General features: G+C 73.8%; 15 protein-coding genes. 6 read left to right on the top strand and 9 right to left on the bottom strand.

Annotated elements, in window-relative coordinates; translation table 11 throughout:
* Positions 1 to 246: 246 nt before the first annotated feature.
* From rocD to ACZ7LB_RS21090, 3 genes are all read right to left on the bottom strand, one after another.
* On the bottom strand, positions 247 to 1,467 hold the full coding sequence (gene rocD, locus ACZ7LB_RS21100) for an ornithine--oxo-acid transaminase (RefSeq protein WP_471470222.1): 1,221 nt from the start codon (positions 1,465 to 1,467) through the stop codon (positions 247 to 249).
* A complete protein-coding gene (gene ddaH / locus ACZ7LB_RS21095; RefSeq protein WP_471470221.1) occupies positions 1,464 to 2,318 on the bottom strand; it encodes a dimethylargininase in 855 nt (284 codons plus the stop codon). Before ddaH ends, rocD begins: the two co-directional genes overlap by 4 nt.
* A 95-nt stretch (positions 2,319 to 2,413) precedes the next feature.
* Positions 2,414 to 2,947 (bottom strand): Lrp/AsnC family transcriptional regulator, encoded by a 534-nt coding sequence (locus ACZ7LB_RS21090; protein WP_471470220.1) that lies wholly within the window; start codon positions 2,945 to 2,947, stop codon positions 2,414 to 2,416.
* 148 nt (positions 2,948 to 3,095) lie between these two features.
* Between ACZ7LB_RS21090 and ACZ7LB_RS21085 the strand changes: the two genes are divergently transcribed.
* Genes ACZ7LB_RS21085 through ACZ7LB_RS21070 form a run of 4 tightly spaced genes read left to right on the top strand, consistent with a single transcriptional unit; the run spans position 3,096 to position 7,298 of the window.
* Complete coding sequence (locus tag ACZ7LB_RS21085; protein WP_471470219.1) at positions 3,096 to 3,884, top strand: LytR/AlgR family response regulator transcription factor; 789 nt, start codon at positions 3,096 to 3,098, stop codon at positions 3,882 to 3,884.
* Positions 3,885 to 3,887: 3 nt separating this feature from the next.
* Positions 3,888 to 4,283 carry a hypothetical protein gene (locus ACZ7LB_RS21080; RefSeq protein WP_471470217.1) on the top strand — a complete coding sequence of 132 codons (396 nt, stop codon included), beginning with the start codon at positions 3,888 to 3,890 and terminating at the stop codon, positions 4,281 to 4,283.
* Positions 4,284 to 4,335: 52 nt separating this feature from the next.
* On the top strand, positions 4,336 to 6,096 hold the full coding sequence (locus tag ACZ7LB_RS21075) for a sodium/solute symporter (protein ID WP_471470215.1): 1,761 nt from the start codon (positions 4,336 to 4,338) through the stop codon (positions 6,094 to 6,096).
* Positions 6,093 to 7,298: a sensor histidine kinase gene (locus tag ACZ7LB_RS21070; protein WP_471470213.1), complete on the top strand. Its 1,206-nt coding sequence runs from the start codon at positions 6,093 to 6,095 to the stop codon at positions 7,296 to 7,298. The genes ACZ7LB_RS21075 and ACZ7LB_RS21070 overlap by 4 nt, the downstream gene beginning before the upstream one ends.
* Positions 7,299 to 7,323: 25 nt before the next feature.
* Here the strand turns inward: ACZ7LB_RS21070 and ACZ7LB_RS21065 are convergent, their stop codons facing one another.
* From ACZ7LB_RS21065 to ACZ7LB_RS21045, 5 genes are all read right to left on the bottom strand, one after another.
* The gene (locus tag ACZ7LB_RS21065) at positions 7,324 to 7,494 is read right to left on the bottom strand and encodes a hypothetical protein (protein ID WP_471470211.1); all 171 of its coding nucleotides are present in this window, start codon (positions 7,492 to 7,494) and stop codon (positions 7,324 to 7,326) included.
* Positions 7,495 to 7,642: 148 nt separating this feature from the next.
* Positions 7,643 to 8,593: a cytochrome c oxidase assembly protein gene (locus ACZ7LB_RS21060; protein ID WP_365206482.1), complete on the bottom strand. Its 951-nt coding sequence runs from the start codon at positions 8,591 to 8,593 to the stop codon at positions 7,643 to 7,645.
* Positions 8,594 to 8,785: 192 nt separating this feature from the next.
* Positions 8,786 to 9,811, bottom strand: coding sequence for a 6-phosphofructokinase (locus ACZ7LB_RS21055; RefSeq protein WP_471470209.1), 1,026 nt, complete (start codon positions 9,809 to 9,811; stop codon positions 8,786 to 8,788).
* A 218-nt stretch (positions 9,812 to 10,029) separates the two neighbouring features.
* The gene (locus ACZ7LB_RS21050; protein WP_471470207.1) at positions 10,030 to 10,758 is read right to left on the bottom strand and encodes a type 1 glutamine amidotransferase; all 729 of its coding nucleotides are present in this window, start codon (positions 10,756 to 10,758) and stop codon (positions 10,030 to 10,032) included.
* Between the two features lie 25 nt (positions 10,759 to 10,783).
* Positions 10,784 to 12,022: a MurT ligase domain-containing protein gene (locus ACZ7LB_RS21045; protein ID WP_161226787.1), complete on the bottom strand. Its 1,239-nt coding sequence runs from the start codon at positions 12,020 to 12,022 to the stop codon at positions 10,784 to 10,786.
* 168 nt (positions 12,023 to 12,190) lie between these two features.
* Between ACZ7LB_RS21045 and def the strand changes: the two genes are divergently transcribed.
* Positions 12,191 to 12,742, top strand: a complete 552-nt coding sequence (gene def, locus ACZ7LB_RS21040) for a peptide deformylase (RefSeq protein ID WP_471470205.1) — start codon at positions 12,191 to 12,193, stop codon at positions 12,740 to 12,742.
* A gap of 221 nt (positions 12,743 to 12,963) precedes the next feature.
* On the opposite strand, the gene ACZ7LB_RS21035 is transcribed toward def, so the two are convergent.
* Positions 12,964 to 13,620 carry a TetR/AcrR family transcriptional regulator gene (locus ACZ7LB_RS21035; protein WP_161226789.1) on the bottom strand — a complete coding sequence of 219 codons (657 nt, stop codon included), beginning with the start codon at positions 13,618 to 13,620 and terminating at the stop codon, positions 12,964 to 12,966.
* Positions 13,621 to 13,793: 173 nt separating this feature from the next.
* Between ACZ7LB_RS21035 and ACZ7LB_RS21030 the strand changes: the two genes are divergently transcribed.
* Entirely contained in the window at positions 13,794 to 15,020 is a 1,227-nt protein-coding gene (locus ACZ7LB_RS21030; RefSeq protein WP_471470203.1) for an acyl-CoA dehydrogenase family protein, read from the top strand.
* The last annotated feature ends 226 nt before the right edge of the window (positions 15,021 to 15,246 follow it).

Here is a 15,246-nt window from a genome sequence, read left to right as displayed (position 1 = left end):
GGGGGACACCGGGGCGGTCGCGCCGTCGCGCGGCCGGGCCACGGACCGTCGCGCTCGGGGCCGGCACCCCCCGGGGCCCTCGGGACGCCGGGCGACCGGGACCCGCGTGGCAGGAGCGACCCGCGCGGCCCGGGTGATCCCCGGGGACGGGACCGGGGCACCGGGTCGGCCTGGCCCCGGTGCCCCGGTCCCGGGACGGCCGGTCCCGGGACCGTCGGCCCCCGGGGCGGGCGGCCCCTCGGGGGCTCAGGTGGTCAGGACCTTCTCCAGTGTTGCCAGCGCCCCCCGCAGCTCCTCCTCGGTGATCGTCAGCGGGGGTGCCAGCCGGATGGTGGAGCCGTGGGTGTCCTTGACGAGCACGCCCTCGCGCAGCAGCCGCTCGCCGATCTCGCGGCCGGTGCCGATCTCCGGGTCGACGTCCACCCCGGCCCACAGGCCCCGTGCGCGGAAGCCGGTGACGCCCCGGCCCACCAGCTTCCCGAGTCCCTCGCGCAGCACCCCGCCCAGCTCCGCCGCCCGGAGCTGGAAGCCGCCCGTCTCCAGCAGCTCCACCACCGCCGTGCCGACCGCGGCGGCCAGCGGATTGCCCCCGAACGTCGAACCGTGCTCGCCCGGCCGCAGCACCTCCAGCACCTCGCGGCGGCCGACCACCGCCGACACCGGCACGATGCCGCCGCCCAGCGCCTTGCCCAGCAGCACCAGATCCGGGGCGACCGACTCGTGGTCCACCGCGAGGGTGTGCCCGGTGCGGCCCAGCCCCGACTGGATCTCGTCCGCGACGAACAGGCAGCCCGCCCGGCGGGTCAGATCCCGCACCCCGGCCAGATAGCCGTCGTCCGGGATGTTGACCCCGGCCTCGCCCTGGATCGGCTCGATCAGCACCGCCGCCGTCGTCGCGTCGACCGCCTCCTCCAGGGCCGCCAGGTCGTTGTACGGCACCACCCGGAAGCCGGGGGTGAACGGGCCGAAGCCGGCGCGGGCCGTCGCGTCCGTGGAGAAGCTCACGATCGTCGTCGTCCGGCCGTGGAAGTTGTCCGCGGCCACCACGATCGTCGCCCGGTCCGCGGGGACGCCCTTGACGTCGTAGGCCCACTTGCGGGCGATCTTGATGCCGCTCTCCACCGCCTCGGCGCCGGTGTTCATCGGCAGCACCATGTCGGTGCGGGTCAGCGCGGCCAGCCGCTCGGCGAAGGAGGCCAGCCGGTCGTTGTGGAAGGCGCGCGAGGTCAGGGTGAGCCGGTCGAGCTGGTGGTGCGCGGCCGCCACCAGATCGGGATGGCGGTGGCCGAAGTTGAGCGCCGAGTACCCGGCCAGCATGTCCAGGTAGCGGCGGCCCTCCACGTCCTCCACCCACACGCCCTCGGCGCGCGCCACCACCACGGGCAGCGGGTGGTAGTTGTGGGCGAGGACGGAGTCCTCCGCGCGGATCAGCGCGGCGGAGCCGCGGGTGTCGGCGGACGGTGTCATGAACGGGCCTCCCGGATCTCCTGGGTGCAGCACTTGACGCCGCCCCCGGCCTTCAGGAACTCGGACAGGTCGACGGGGACGGGGACGTAGCCCCGGTCGGCCAGCCGCCCGGCGAGTTCCCCCGCGCCGGGCGACAGGAACACATGGCGGCCGTCGCTGACGGAGTTCAGCCCGAACGCCGTGGCGTCCTCCCGGGTGGCCGGGACCGCGTCGGGGAAGCGCCGCTCCAGCACCTCCCGGCTGCCCGGCGAGAACGCCTCCGGGTAGTAGGCGATGTTCCCGTCGCCGGACCCGGTGCCGTCCGGGCCGCGGCCGTCGTCGAGGACGAACAGCGCGGTGTCCAGGTGGTAGAAGTACGGGTCCACCAGGGTCAGCGAGACCACCGGGCGGCCGAAGTACTCCTGCGTCTCGTCGTGGGCCTCGCGGGAGGTGCGGAACCCCGTACCGGCGAGGATCAGCCGTCCCACCGGCACCAGGTCCCCCTCGCCCTCGCAGGTGGCGGCCGGATGGTGGACCTCGAAGCCGGCGTCCTTGAACCACGCCTCGTAGGGGGCCGACTCGGGGCGCCGCTCCGGCGCGTGGAACCGCGAGCCCAGGACCCGGCCGTCGAGCACGAGCGCCGCGTTGGCGGCGAACACCATGTCCGGCAGCCCGGGCACCGGAGCCACCCGGTCCACGGTGTGGCCGTGCGCGCGGTAGGCGTCGACCAGGGCGCGCCACTGGGTCAGCGCCAGGCCCACGTCCACGGGCGTGGCGGGGCGCATCCACGGGTTGATGGCGTAGCGCACGTCGTAGAACCTGGGCTCGCAGACCAGGAAACGCCGGTGGCGCGGCACGAGGGGGTCGGGCACGAGGGGTCCCTCCGGTTCCTCACGGAACGTGACGGTGTTATGACACCACGGTAGGAACCGGCCCCGGCGGGCGACAAGCGTGATCGGCTGCGCGTTCACGCAAGAACGCTGCGTGGTCCGCCCTCCTCGCGCAGCACTGCTGCGTCATCCGGCGCCGGCTGGCTGGCCGCGGCCTCCGGACTGTCCGGGATCAGATGGGACAGCACCATCACGCTGATGGTCTTCCGGATGAACGGCTCCGCCCGGATGCGCTCCAGCACCTCCTCGAAGTGCTCCACGTCCCGCGCCCGCACGTGCAGCAGCGCGTCCGCCCCGCCCGTCACCGTCATCGCCGCCGTGATCTCCGGATAGCCGCGCACCACCTCCGCCAGCCGCCTCGGCGGAGCCGCGCCCTCGCAGTACACCTCCACGTACGCCTCGGTGCGCCAGCCCAGCGCCGACGGCCGGACCGTCGCCGTGAAGCCGGTGATCACACCGGTCTCCCGCAGCCGGTCCACCCGGCGCTTGACCGCCGTCGAGGAGAGTCCGACGTCCGCGCCGATCTCGGCGAAGGAGGCGCGGGCGTTGTCCATCAGCGCGGTGACGATCTTCCGGTCGAGCTCGTCGAACGGGGCGGGCCTGCTGCTCATGCCCGCACTGTAGCCAGCGCCGCCCGCCCCCGGGGCCGTCCGCGGGGGCGCTCCGGCACCTCCCGCGGCCCCGCCGCGGCGCACCGGGAGCGGAGCGCCCCCGCCGACGCATGTCCACCCGTGCGGATTCCACCTACACTCCACGTTCATGCTGCGCGCCCTCGCCGTCGACGACGAACGTCCCTCCCTGGAGGAACTGCTCTACCTGCTCAACGCCGACCCGCGCGTCGCCGGGGCGGAGGGAGCGGGCGACGCCACCGAGGCGCTGCGCCGCATCAACCGCGCCCTGGAGTCCGGACCGGACGGCCCCGAGGCCATCGACGTGGTCTTCCTCGACATCCAGATGCCCGGCCTCGACGGCCTCGACCTCGCCCGGCTGCTCGGCGGCTTCGCCCGGCCCCCGCTGGTCGTCTTCGTCACCGCGCACGAGGACTTCGCCGTCCAGGCCTTCGACCTGAAGGCCGTCGACTACGTCCTCAAACCCGTCCGCCGGGAACGGCTCGCCGAGGCCGTGCGCCGCGCCGCCGAGCGCCAGGGCACCGCCACCGGCACCGGTCCCGGCGGGGACCCCGCCGCCATCGCCCCGCGCGTCCCCGTCCACGAACCCGACCCGGACCACATCCCCGTCGAACTCGGCGGCGTCACCCGCTTCGTCGCCGTCGACGACATCACCCACGTCGAGGCCCAGGGCGACTACGCCCGGCTGCACACCGGCCGGGGCAGCCACCTCGTCCGGGTCCCGCTCTCCACCCTGGAGGAGCGCTGGCGGGCCCGCGGCTTCGTCCGCATCCACCGCCGCCACCTCGTCGCCCTGCGCCACATCGGCGAACTGCGCCTGGACACCGGCAGCGTCAGCGTCCTGGTCGGCGCCGAGGAGCTCCAGGTCAGCCGCCGCCACGCCCGCGAACTGCGCGACCTGCTGATGCGGAGGCCGTGAACCGTGCCCCCGGAACCCGCCGAACGCCGCGTCGTCGTCACCGCCCCGCCCCGCCGCACCCCGCCGCACGCCCGGCTCCGCGCGCGCGGACGCCATCCGCACGCCTCCGGCCACTACCGGCCGCGCACCGAGATCGACGAGCAGACCACCCTCGGCCACACCTACGTCCGCTCCCTGATGCGCAGCCAACTGCGCGCCGGACTGACCGCGTTCGCCGTGCTCGGCCTGCTGGTCGGCCCGCTGCCGCTGCTGTTCGCCGTCGTGCCCGCCGCCCGCCGCCTGGAGTGGGCCGTCCTCGGCTTCGCCCTGTACGCCCCCCTCGTCCTGCTCGCCCGCTGGTACGTGCGCCGCGCCGAACGCAACGAACGCGACTTCGTCCGACTGGTCGAGGACCGGTGACCGCCCCGGCCCCCCGCCGCGGCGCCACCGCCCACCGCCCGCCGAGCCGCCCGTGAACCCGAACTACGCGATACCCGCCGTCGCCCTCGTCGTCGTCGCCACCGTCCTGGTGGGCGCCTTCGGCCTGCGCGTCTCCCGCACCACCTCCGACTTCTACGTCGCCTCCCGCACCGTCGGCCCGCGCCTCAACGCCGCCGCCATCAGCGGCGAGTACCTCTCCGCCGCCTCCTTCCTCGGCGTCGCCGGACTCGTCCTCGTCCAGGGCCCCGACATGCTCTGGTACCCGGTCGGCTACACCGCCGGGTACCTCGTCCTGCTGCTCTTCGTCGCCGCCCCGCTGCGCCGCTCCGGCGCCTACACGCTGCCCGACTTCGCCGAGGCGCGGCTCGCCTCCCAGGTCGTGCGGCGGCTGGCCGGCGCCTTCGTCGTCGGCGTCGGCTGGCTCTACCTCCTGCCCCAGCTCCAGGGGGCCGGGCTCACCCTGACCGTGCTCACCGGGGCCCCCGACTGGCTCGGCGGCGTGATCGTCGCCCTCGTCGTCATCGCCATCGTCGCCGCCGGCGGCATGCGCAGCATCACCTTCGTCCAGGCCTTCCAGTACTGGCTGAAGCTCACCGCCCTGCTCGTCCCCGCCCTCTTCCTGGTCCTCGCCTGGCAGGGCGACGGCGCCCCCGGCCGCGCCTTCGACGAGCCGGTCACCTTCCGCGAGCAGCGCTCCGTCCGCGTCGACGGCGCCCTCGCCCTCCGCCTCGACCGGCCGCTGACCGTCACCGTCGACGGCACCGTGGACGGCCGCGCCCACGACGGCACCCGGCTCACCCTGCCCGAGGGCACCCACCGCATCGCGGCCGGCACCCGCCTCACCTTCGCCCCGGGCACCCCCGTCCCGGCCGCCGGGCACGGCGCCGACGACGCCCTGTCGCCCTCCCGCGCCGAGAGCCGCACCGAACGCCCGCTCTACGCCACGTACGGGCTGATCCTCGCCACCTTCCTCGGCACCATGGGCCTGCCGCACGTCGTGGTCCGCTTCTACACCAGCCCGCACGGCGTCGCCGCCCGCCGCACCACCGTCGCCGTCCTCGCCCTCGTCGGCGCCTTCTACCTGCTGCCGCCCCTGTACGGCGCCCTCGGCCGCCTCTACGCCCCCGAACTGACCCTCACCGGCGAGGCGGACGCCGCCGTGCTGCTGCTGCCGGACCGGGTCATCGGGGGCGTCGGCGGCGACCTGCTCGGCGCGCTGGTGGCCGGAGGTGCCTTCGCCGCGTTCCTGTCCACCGCCTCGGGGCTCACCATGGCCGTCGCCGGCGTCCTCACCCAGGACGTCCTGCCCTCCCGGGGCGTGCGGCACTTCCGGCTCGGCACCGTCCTCGCCATGGCCGTGCCGCTCGGCGCGAGCGCCCTCGTCGGCGGGCTGCCCGTCGCCGACGCCGTTGGCCTCGCCTTCGCCGTCTCCGCCTCCTCCTTCTGCCCCCTGCTGGTCCTCGGCATCTGGTGGCGCCGCCTGACCCCGCCCGGCGCCTCGGCCGGGATGCTGGTCGGCGGCGGCTCCGCGCTGCTCGCCGTCGCCGCCACCATGGGCGGCTTCCCGGGCGGCGGCGGTGCCCTGCACGCGCTGCTGGCCTGGCCCGCGCTGTGGTCGGTGCCGCTGGGCTTCCTCACCATGGTGCTGGTGTCGCTGGCCACCCCGGGCCGGGTCCCGTCCGGGACGGCGGCGATCCTGGCCCGCTTCCACCTGCCCGAGGAACTGCGGGCCGAGGAGCTGCGGGGCGACGAACCCCGGGGCGCCCGGCAGCGGACGGAGAGCGCCCCGTGAGCGATTTCGTCGCCGGACTGGTCGTCGCCGTGCTGCCGCTGCTGGCCGCCGGGTTCTGGCTGGGCCGCCGCACCGCCCGCACCCCGCACCTGGGCGGGCTGGGCACCCCGGTGGAGCACGCCACCTTCCAGACCCTGCACACCGCCTCCCTGGCCACGCCCCCGCTGCGGGCCGGACTGACCGAGGAGACCGCCCGCAAGTCCGCCCGCAAGCTGCGCTCCCTGCTCGGCACCGACGCGCTGTGCCTCACCGACCTCACCGAGGTCCTGGTCTGGGACGGGGTCGGCGCCCACCACCGCACCGAGATCATGGAGCGGCTGGCCGGGCCCCTGGAGAGCGGCCGGGGCGAGGCCTTCCCCCTGACCTGCGGGACCCCCGACTGCGCGGTGCGCTGGGCGGTCGTCGCCCCGCTCACCGTCGACGACCGGGTGCACGGCGCCCTGGTCGCCTGCGCGCCCCGGGAGTCCGCCGTCCTGGTCCGCGCGGCGGGGGAGGTGGCCCGCTGGGTCTCCGTCCAGCTGGAGCTGGCCGACCTGGACCAGTCCCGCACCCGGCTGATCGAGGCGGAGATCAAGGCGCTGCGGGCCCAGATATCCCCGCACTTCATCTTCAACTCGCTGGCCGTGATCGCGTCCTTCGTCCGCACCGACCCCGAGCGTGCCCGCGAACTGCTGCTGGAGTTCGCGGACTTCACCCGCTACTCCTTCCGGCGGCACGGCGACTTCACCACGCTCGCCGACGAACTGCACGCCATCGACCACTACCTGGCGCTGGTCAGGGCCCGCTTCGGCGACCGCCTCTCGGTCACCCTCCAGATAGCCCCCGAGGTCCTCCCGGTGGCGCTGCCCTTCCTCTGCCTCCAGCCGCTGGTGGAGAACGCCGTCAAGCACGGCCTGGAGGGCAAGGCCGACCGCTGCCGCATCCAGATCACCGCCCAGGACGCGGGCGCCGAGGCCCTGGTCGTCATCGAGGACGACGGCGCCGGCATGGACCCCGGACTGCTGCGCCGCATCCTCGCCCGGGAGGTCAGCCCCTCGGGCGGCATCGGCCTGTCCAACGTCGACGACCGGCTCCGCCAGGTGTACGGGGACGACCACGGGCTGGTCATCGAGACCGCCGTCGGAGCGGGCATGCGGATCACCGTGCGGGTGCCCAAGTACCAGCCGGGGGTCCACCCGGCCGGCCCGCCGGGACGCCCCTGAGCGGCGCCCCGCGACGGGCCGCGGCTCACGAGCCGCGGGTGGCCACCATGCCGAGGGTGATCAGGACCAGGAGGACCCAGCCGAACCACAGCCAGCCGTTGCTCCCGAGCGTCACCGTGTACCCCGTCACGGCGATCAGGCCGCCGACGGTGAGCACCCCCATGGTCTTGGTCGAACTGTCCGTGGAACCGGGCATCGCGACACCCTCCTCGTGGTCCGTTGCCCTCCATGGTGCCCCGGTTCCGCCCGAACGTCAGACCCTGGTGCGAACGGATGTGCGCGAGGGGCGCGCGGACACCCCTCGGGTGCCGCGCGCCCCTCGCCGCTCCGGTGGCCCCCGGTGCTCAGGTGCCCCGGGCGTTCAGCGAGGCGAGATAGGCGTTGTACGCCTCCAGGTCCTTGTCGCCGTCCCGGTCGGCGGCCCGGTCGGTGCGCCGGGCCTGCCGCTGGTCCGAGGCGTACCACTGGAACAGCAGCGCGATCAGCACCAGCACGGACGGCACCTCGCTGAACGCCCAGGCGATGCCGCCCGCCGCGCTCTGGTCGGCCAGCGCGTCCAGGCCCAACGAGGCCGGGGGCTCGCGGAAGGTCTCCACCAGCGGCTCGGTCGCCATCATCACCGCGATGCCGAAGAACGCGTGGAACGGCATGCCCGCGAACAGCTCCAGGATGCGCATCAGATGGCTGGGACGGTGCGGCCCCGGGTCGACGCCCATGATCGGCCAGAAGAAGACCATGCCGACCGCGAAGAAGTGCACCATCATCGTCACGTGCCCGGTGCGCGAGCCCATCAGGAAGTCGAACAGCGGGGTGAAGTACAGCGCGTACAGGCTCGCGATGAACATGGGGATGGTGAAGCCCGGATGCGTGATCACCCGCATGTAGCGGCTGTGCAGCAGCATGAGCAGCAGCTCGCGCGGACCCTTGCGGCCCCGCCCGGCCGGCGGCAGGGCCCGCAGCGCCAGCGTCACCGGGGCGCCCAGCAGCACCAGGATCGGCGCCACCATGCTGATGACCATGTGCTGCGCCATGTGCACGCTGAACATGACCATGCCGTAGTCGTTGAGCCGGGTGCACATCACCGCGCCGATGCTCAGCACCCCGATGACGAACGCGACGGTCCGGCCCACCGGCCACTTGTCGCCGCGCCGCACCAGACGGACCACGCCCCAGCCGTACAGACCCAGCCCCAGGAGGCAGGCGACCAGGAAGAACGGGTCCGCCGACCACGCGAGACCGCGCTCCAGCGTGAACGGCGGCAGATCCGTCGTCATGCCGTGCCCGCTGTGATCCATCCGCCGGCTCCGTTTCGTGGGGTTTGAGCACTGTCCGTCCGCCCCCCAGACTAGAACCGCCCCCGGCGGCATCCGTCACCGGGGCGGGCCGAACGGCCCCGTGCGCGGACGGCCGGGCACGGCGCCGGACGGCGCGGGCCCGCACCCGCCGCACCGGCCGCCGGGCGGCCGGTGCGGCGGGTCAGCGGCGGCTCACAGCACGCACTGCGCCTCGTCGTACCGCGCGTCCGGCACCGTCTTCAGCGACTCGACCGCCTCCGCGAGCGACACCATCACGATGTCCGTCCCGCGCAGCGCCGTCATCTGGCCGAACTCCCCGCGGCGCACCGCCTCCACCGCGTGCCAGCCGAAGCGGGTCGCCAGCACCCGGTCGTACGCGGTCGGCGTCCCGCCCCGCTGCACATGGCCGAGGATCACCGGCCGGGCCTCCTTGCCGAGCCGCTCCTCCAGCTCCACGGAGAGCTGGCGCGCTATCCCGGCGAAGCGCTCATGGCCGTAGACGTCCTTGCCGCCCTCGTCGAAGTCCATGGTGCCGGGCCTCGGCTTGGCGCCCTCGGCCGCGACCACGATCGCGAACCGCTTGCCCGCCGCGAACCGGGCGCCGACCTTCGCGGCCAGCTCCTCGATGTCGAACGGCCGCTCCGGGACGACCACGGCGTGCGCCCCGGCCGCCATGCCTGAGTGCAGCGCGATCCAGCCGGTGTGGCGGCCCATGACCTCCACGATCAGCACCCGCTGGTGGGACTCGGCGGTGGTCTTCAGCCGGTCCAGCGCCTCGGTGGCGACGGTCACGGCGGTGTCGAAACCGAAGGTCACGTCCGTGACCGCTATGTCGTTGTCGATGGTCTTCGGCACGCCGACGATGGGCAGACCGTTGTCCGACAGCAGCCGCGCGGCCTTCAGGGTGCCCTCGCCGCCGATCGGGATGATGGCGTCCAGACCGAGCTCCCGGACGTGGCCGCGGGCGCGCTCCACCCCGTCCCGCAGCTGCTCCGGGCGGACCCGGGAGGAGCCGAGGATGGTGCCGCCGCTGGCCAGGATGCCGCTGACCGCGTCCAGGTCGAGCTTGAGGTAGTCGGACTCCAGCAGGCCGCGCCAGCCGTCCCGGAAGCCGATGACCTCGTCCCCGTGGTCGACGACGGCGCGGTGGACCACCGACCGGATGACGGCGTTCAGACCGGGGCAGTCACCGCCGGACGTGAGGACACCAATGCGCATAGCCCGAGATACCTTCTCCGCGTGGGCACGAGGACCGGACCGCGCTGTCCGGTTCGGATCCCCGCCACCCTAGCGGTACGGAAGGGCGCGGCCGTACTGTCCGTCCGCCTGCTGGACGAACCCCCGCTCACCTGTGCGGATGCGATATCAGACGGGCTCTCGACGGCATCCCCGGACGGTCTTCGGGACGTTGACGCGGGTGTTGACGCGGGCGCTCCTCAGGCGGGCTGCTGGGCGGCGGCGATCCGCTCGGTGCGCAGCGCCTCGTACCAGCGGTCGTCGGTCGGCGGCAGCGCGTTGACGTCGAGGGCCAGCTTGAGCAGGTGGTCGGCGATCAGCGGGTTGCGCGCGAGCACCGGGCCGTGCATGTAGGTGCCGAAGACCGTGTCGTTGTACGCGCCCTCGCCGCCGTCGCCCGTGCCGTTCCCGTTGCCGAAGCGGACCTGGGCGAAGGGGCGGGCGGTGGGACCCAGATGGGTGACGCCCTGGTGGTTCTCGAAGCCCGTCAGCGGCGGCAGGCCGAGCCTCGGGTCGATGTCCGCGAGGACGTCGCCGACGCAGCGGGCGCCCTCGCCGCGGGTGGAGACCACGTCGAGCAGGGCGAGGCCGGGCTCGCGCTGGCCGAGGTCGTTGATGAACTCGTGGCCGAGGATCTGGTACCCGGCGCAGACCGAGAAGACGATCGCCCCGTTCTCCACGGCCCGGTACAGCCCGCCGTCCCGGCGCAGCCGCTCGGCCGCCAGCCGCTGCGGGCGGTCCTCGCCGCCGCCGATCAGGTAGATGTCCCCGGACGTCGGGATCGGCTGGTCGCTGCGCACGTCGAGCCGGGCCACGTCCAGGCCGCGCTGCCGGGCCCGGCGCTCCACCACCAGGGCGTTGCCCTGGTCGCCGTAGGTGCTGAGCAGGTCCGGGTAGATCCAGACGATCCGCAGTTGGTTGTCGCTCACGTCCACTCCCTGGGGGGTCGTACGGTCAGTTGCCGACGCGGCGGCGCAGGTCCTGGAAGGCGGTGTAGTTGGCGATGACCTCGATGCGTCCCGGCGGGCAGAGCTGCACCGCCTGGTCGAGGGTCTCGCACACCTGGAACTGCTGGCCCGCCACCTCCAGGCGCACCGCGAGGTCCAGCTTGCGGTCGCCGAGGACGCAGATCGGGTGGCCGGTCAGCCGGGTGTAGTCGACGTCCCACAGCCAGGAGGTGTCCGTGCCGTCGGCGCCGCGCGCGTTGACCGAGAGGATCACCGGGGCGGGCGGCGGATCGATCAGGGAGAAGGTCTCCAGCCAGCCCGCCGGGTTCTTGGCGAGCAGCAGCCGCAGGTCGCGGCCCTGGAACTGGACCACGTCGTAGCGTCCGGCGACCGCCTGCACCTGGTACATGCGTTCCAGCGCCACCTGCGGCGGGACGCCGAAGACGGCGGCCACGGCGGCCGAGGAGGCGGCGTTGGCCTTGTTGGCGCGGCCCGGGAGCTGGAGGTGGATCGGCCAGGCCGAACCGTGCGGGTCGAGGACGTGGTCGCCGGAGAGCGCCCAGCTCGGTGTGGGGCGGCGGAAGCCGCACTCGCCGCAGAACCAGTCGTCGCCGGGGCGCTGCATCACACCGCCGCAGGAGGGGCAGGACCAGGCGTCGTCCTTCCACATCTGCCCGGCGGCGACCCAGATCACGTTGGGGGAGGAGGACGCGGCCCACACCACCAGCGGGTCGTCGCAGTTGGCCACGATCACGGCCTTGGAACCGGCCAGGCCCTCGCGCCAGTTCTCGGCGAGCATGCGGGTCTCGGCCGCGCGGTCGAGCTGGTCGCGGGAGAGGTTGAGCAGGGCGATGCACTTGGGGGCGGTGTCCCGGGCGACACCGGCGAGGTACTTCTCGTCGACCTCGATGACGCCGAACCGGGCGTCCGACCCCCCCGCGAGGGCCGAGGTGATGCCGGCCGGCATGTTGGCGCCGAGCGCGTTGGAGACGACCGGGCCGGCCGCCTTGAGCGCCTCGGCGATCAGCCGGGTGGTGGTGGTCTTGCCGTTGGTCGCGGAGACCAGGGTCACGTCCAGGTGCTGGGCGAGCCGGGCGAGGAGGTCGGGGTCGAGCTTCAGCGCGACCCGGCCGCCGATCACCGAACCGCTGCCGCGCCCCGCGGCGCGGGACGCCGCCGCGACCGCCTTGCCCGCGGTCACGGCCAGCTTGGCCCGCGGCGTGAGCGGGTCCGAGTTGCCTGCCATCAGTTCTCGATCCTCCTTGCGTACGCGCCGCGCCTGAAGCCTGCCGGCCACGTGGTGTGAACGTCAGCCTATCCAGATCCCTTCGCACTCCCGAATCGCGGCACCGGCCGCGCGGCCCCGGCGGAGGGCGCTGACCGCCGTGGACACAGGGACCTTACTCTTGCCCGTATGCGACAAGGCCCCATCCCCGGCGTCCGCGGGCGCGTACGGCCCCTCCGGCTCCTCGGCGACCCCGTCCTGCACGCGCCCTGCGCCGAGGTCACCGAGTTCGGTCCGCAACTGGCCGCGCTGGTGGAGGACTTGTTCGCCACCATGTACGCGGCGAACGGAGTGGGGCTGGCGGCCAACCAGACGGGTGAACCGGTCCGGGTCTTCGTCTACGACTGCCCGGACGACGAGGACGTCCAGCACCGGGGCCACGTGGTGAACCCCCGGCTGGTGGAGCGCGGCGGACTGGTGCTGCGCGGGCCCGAGGGCTGTCTGTCGCTGCCGGGCCTGGAGGCCGGGACGGAGCGGTACGACGAGGCCGCGGTGGAGGGGTTCACGGTCACCGGTGAGCCGGTGCGGGTGCGCGGCACCGGGTTCTTCGCGCGCTGCCTCCAGCACGAGTGCGACCACCTGGACGGCGGGGTCTACAGCGACCGCCTCACCGGGTGGCGGCGGCGCAGGCTGCTGCGGAGGGCGGCCCGGGCGCCGTGGAGCGGGGGCACCCCGGGGTAGGGCCCTCGGGGTGGCGACGCCTCTGCGGACGGGCCGGGCCGGGCTAGGGCTTGTGCCGGGCCGGAGGCTGTGCCGGGCCGGGGGCCCGGGGCCGCCCGTCGTCCCCGCCCCTCCCCGTCACCGCAGGCCGCCGCCGGAGCCCGGGTGCCGCCGCCGCGCCCCCGCCGTCGCCGGAGTCCGGCTGTCGTCAGACCTCTGACGTCGTCAGGGCCCTGCCGTCGTCAGAAGCCGGGGCCGCCCACCCGGTCGCCCGCCCCGGCCAGCCGCCCCCACAGCAGGTCGGCCAGGCTGCGCACCAACACCTCGCGGGAGCAGGGGCGTTCGCCGAGCCACCAGTCCCCGGCGGCGTGCATCATGCCGACGATGCCGTGTCCCCACACCCGGGCCCGCAGCGCCGTGTCGGGGCCGAGGTCGAGCCGCTCCTCGACGACCTTGCCGAGTTCCTCGCCCATCCGGCGCAGCAGGGGTGCCAGGTGCCTGCCGACGTCGAAGCCCTGCTCGCCCTGGTCGCCGGGGCCGGTGGCGCCGTCGGCCGGGTGCATCAGGAAGCGGTAGACCTGGGGGCGGGCCTCGATGGCCGCGAGGTAGGTGTCCAGGGTGGCCTCGACCCGGCTGCGGCGGTCCGCCGGGGCGTCCAGTGCGGCGCGCAGCGAGTCGAGCAGGGCGTCGGTGTGGCGCTGGGCGAGGGCGGCATAGAGTCCGCTCTTGTCACCGAAGTGCCGGTAGAGGATCGGCTTGGTGATGCCGGCCTCGGCGGCGATGGCGTTCATGGAGGCACGCGGTCCGTCGCGCAGCACCACTCGGTCGGCTGCCTCCAGCAGTTCGCGCCGTCGGCGGTCGGCGGACCGTTGCTGCTCGGTCCGCTGCGTGGTGTCCATCTGCTCTCCCCACCCCGTGCTGTTTCGGTGACGCCTGCGCAAAGTAGCACTCGGCGGACGGGGCCCGGCGAACCGGATGGAGCGCCCCGGCGCGGGTTGACTTTCTCTACCAGCCGGTAACAGAAGGTGAGTTACCGTAGGTAACATGCGTAGGCGCGTCACTGGGGGGGGACATGTCCGGGTTCACCATGGAGCTCAACGACGAACAGAAGGAGGTCCGGGACTGGCTGCACGGCTTCGCGGCCGACGTCATCCGCCCCGCGGCCGCCGAATGGGACGAGCGTGAGGAGACTCCCTGGCCGGTCATCCAGGAGGCGGCCAGGATCGGCGTCTACTCCCTCGACTTCTACGCGCGCCAGTACTTCGACCCCACCGGCCTCGGCATCCCGCTGGCGATGGAGGAGCTGTTCTGGGGCGACGCCGGGATCGCCCTGTCCATCGTCGGCACCGGCCTCGCCGCCGTCGGCGTCCTCGCCAACGGCACCGAGGAGCAGATCGGCACCTGGATCCCCCAGATGTACGGCGACGCCGACGACGTGAAGCTCGCCGCCTTCTGCTCCTCGGAACCCGACGCCGGCTCCGACGTGGCCGCGATGCGCACCCGCGCCGTCTACGACGGGGCGAGGGACGAGTGGGTGCTCGACGGCACCAAGACCTGGGCCACCAACGGCGGCATCGCCAACGTCCACGTGGTCGTCGCCGTCGTCGACCCGGAGCTGGGCTCCAAGGGCCACGCCTCCTTCATCGTCCCGCCCGGGACCCGGGGGCTGTCCCAGGGGCAGAAGTTCAGGAAGCACGGCATCCGCGCCTCGCACACCGCCGAGGTCGTCCTGGACGGAGTCCGGGTCCCCGGTTCCTGTCTGCTCGGCGGCAAGGAGCGGCTCGACGAGCGCCTCGCCCGCGCCCGGGAGAAGGCCCGCGCCGGGGGCGAACGGGTACGGAACGCGGCCATGGCGACCTTCGAGGCGTCCCGCCCGGCCGTCGGCGCCATGGCCGTCGGCACCGCCCGCGCCGCCTACGAGGTCGCCCTCGAATACGCCCGCACCCGGGAGCAGTTCGGCCGGCCCGTCATCGACAACCAGGGCGTCGCCTTCCAGCTGGCCGACATGCGGACCTCCATCGACGCGGCCCGGCTGCTGGTGTGGCGGGCCTCCTGGATGGCGGTCAACGGGCGGCCGTTCACGGCCGCCGAGGGCTCCATGTCCAAGCTGTTCGCCAGCGAGACGGCGAAGAAGGTCACCGCCCGGGCCGTGCAGATCCTCGGCGGAAACGGCTACACCCGGGAGTACCCGGTGGAGCGGATGCACAGGGACGCGGCGATCTACACGATCTTCGAGGGCACCAGTGAGATCCAGCGGCTGGTCATCGCCCGCACCCTGTCGGGCGTACCGATTCGCTAGTGACCTGAGTCAGAGACTCTTCGTCAGATCGCGGCCATCAGCCGGATGCCGTGCGGCCGACAGGGTTCCGGCCCGGCCTGCTGATATCCGGCCTCCGGCACGCCGGGCAGCTCGCGAGAACCACCCGAATTTCTCTGACTCAGGTCACTAGGGTCTTTCGTTTGGATCAGGCCGGATCAGGGAGCGGTGCCGGACCCCGCGAGCCCGGCATGATCCAAACGAGAGG

It is taken from the genome of Streptomyces sp. NPDC107521, assembly GCF_055598485.1.
The sequence above is the reverse complement of the archived record's forward strand: the minus strand, read 5'-3'. Positions and strand labels throughout refer to the sequence as shown.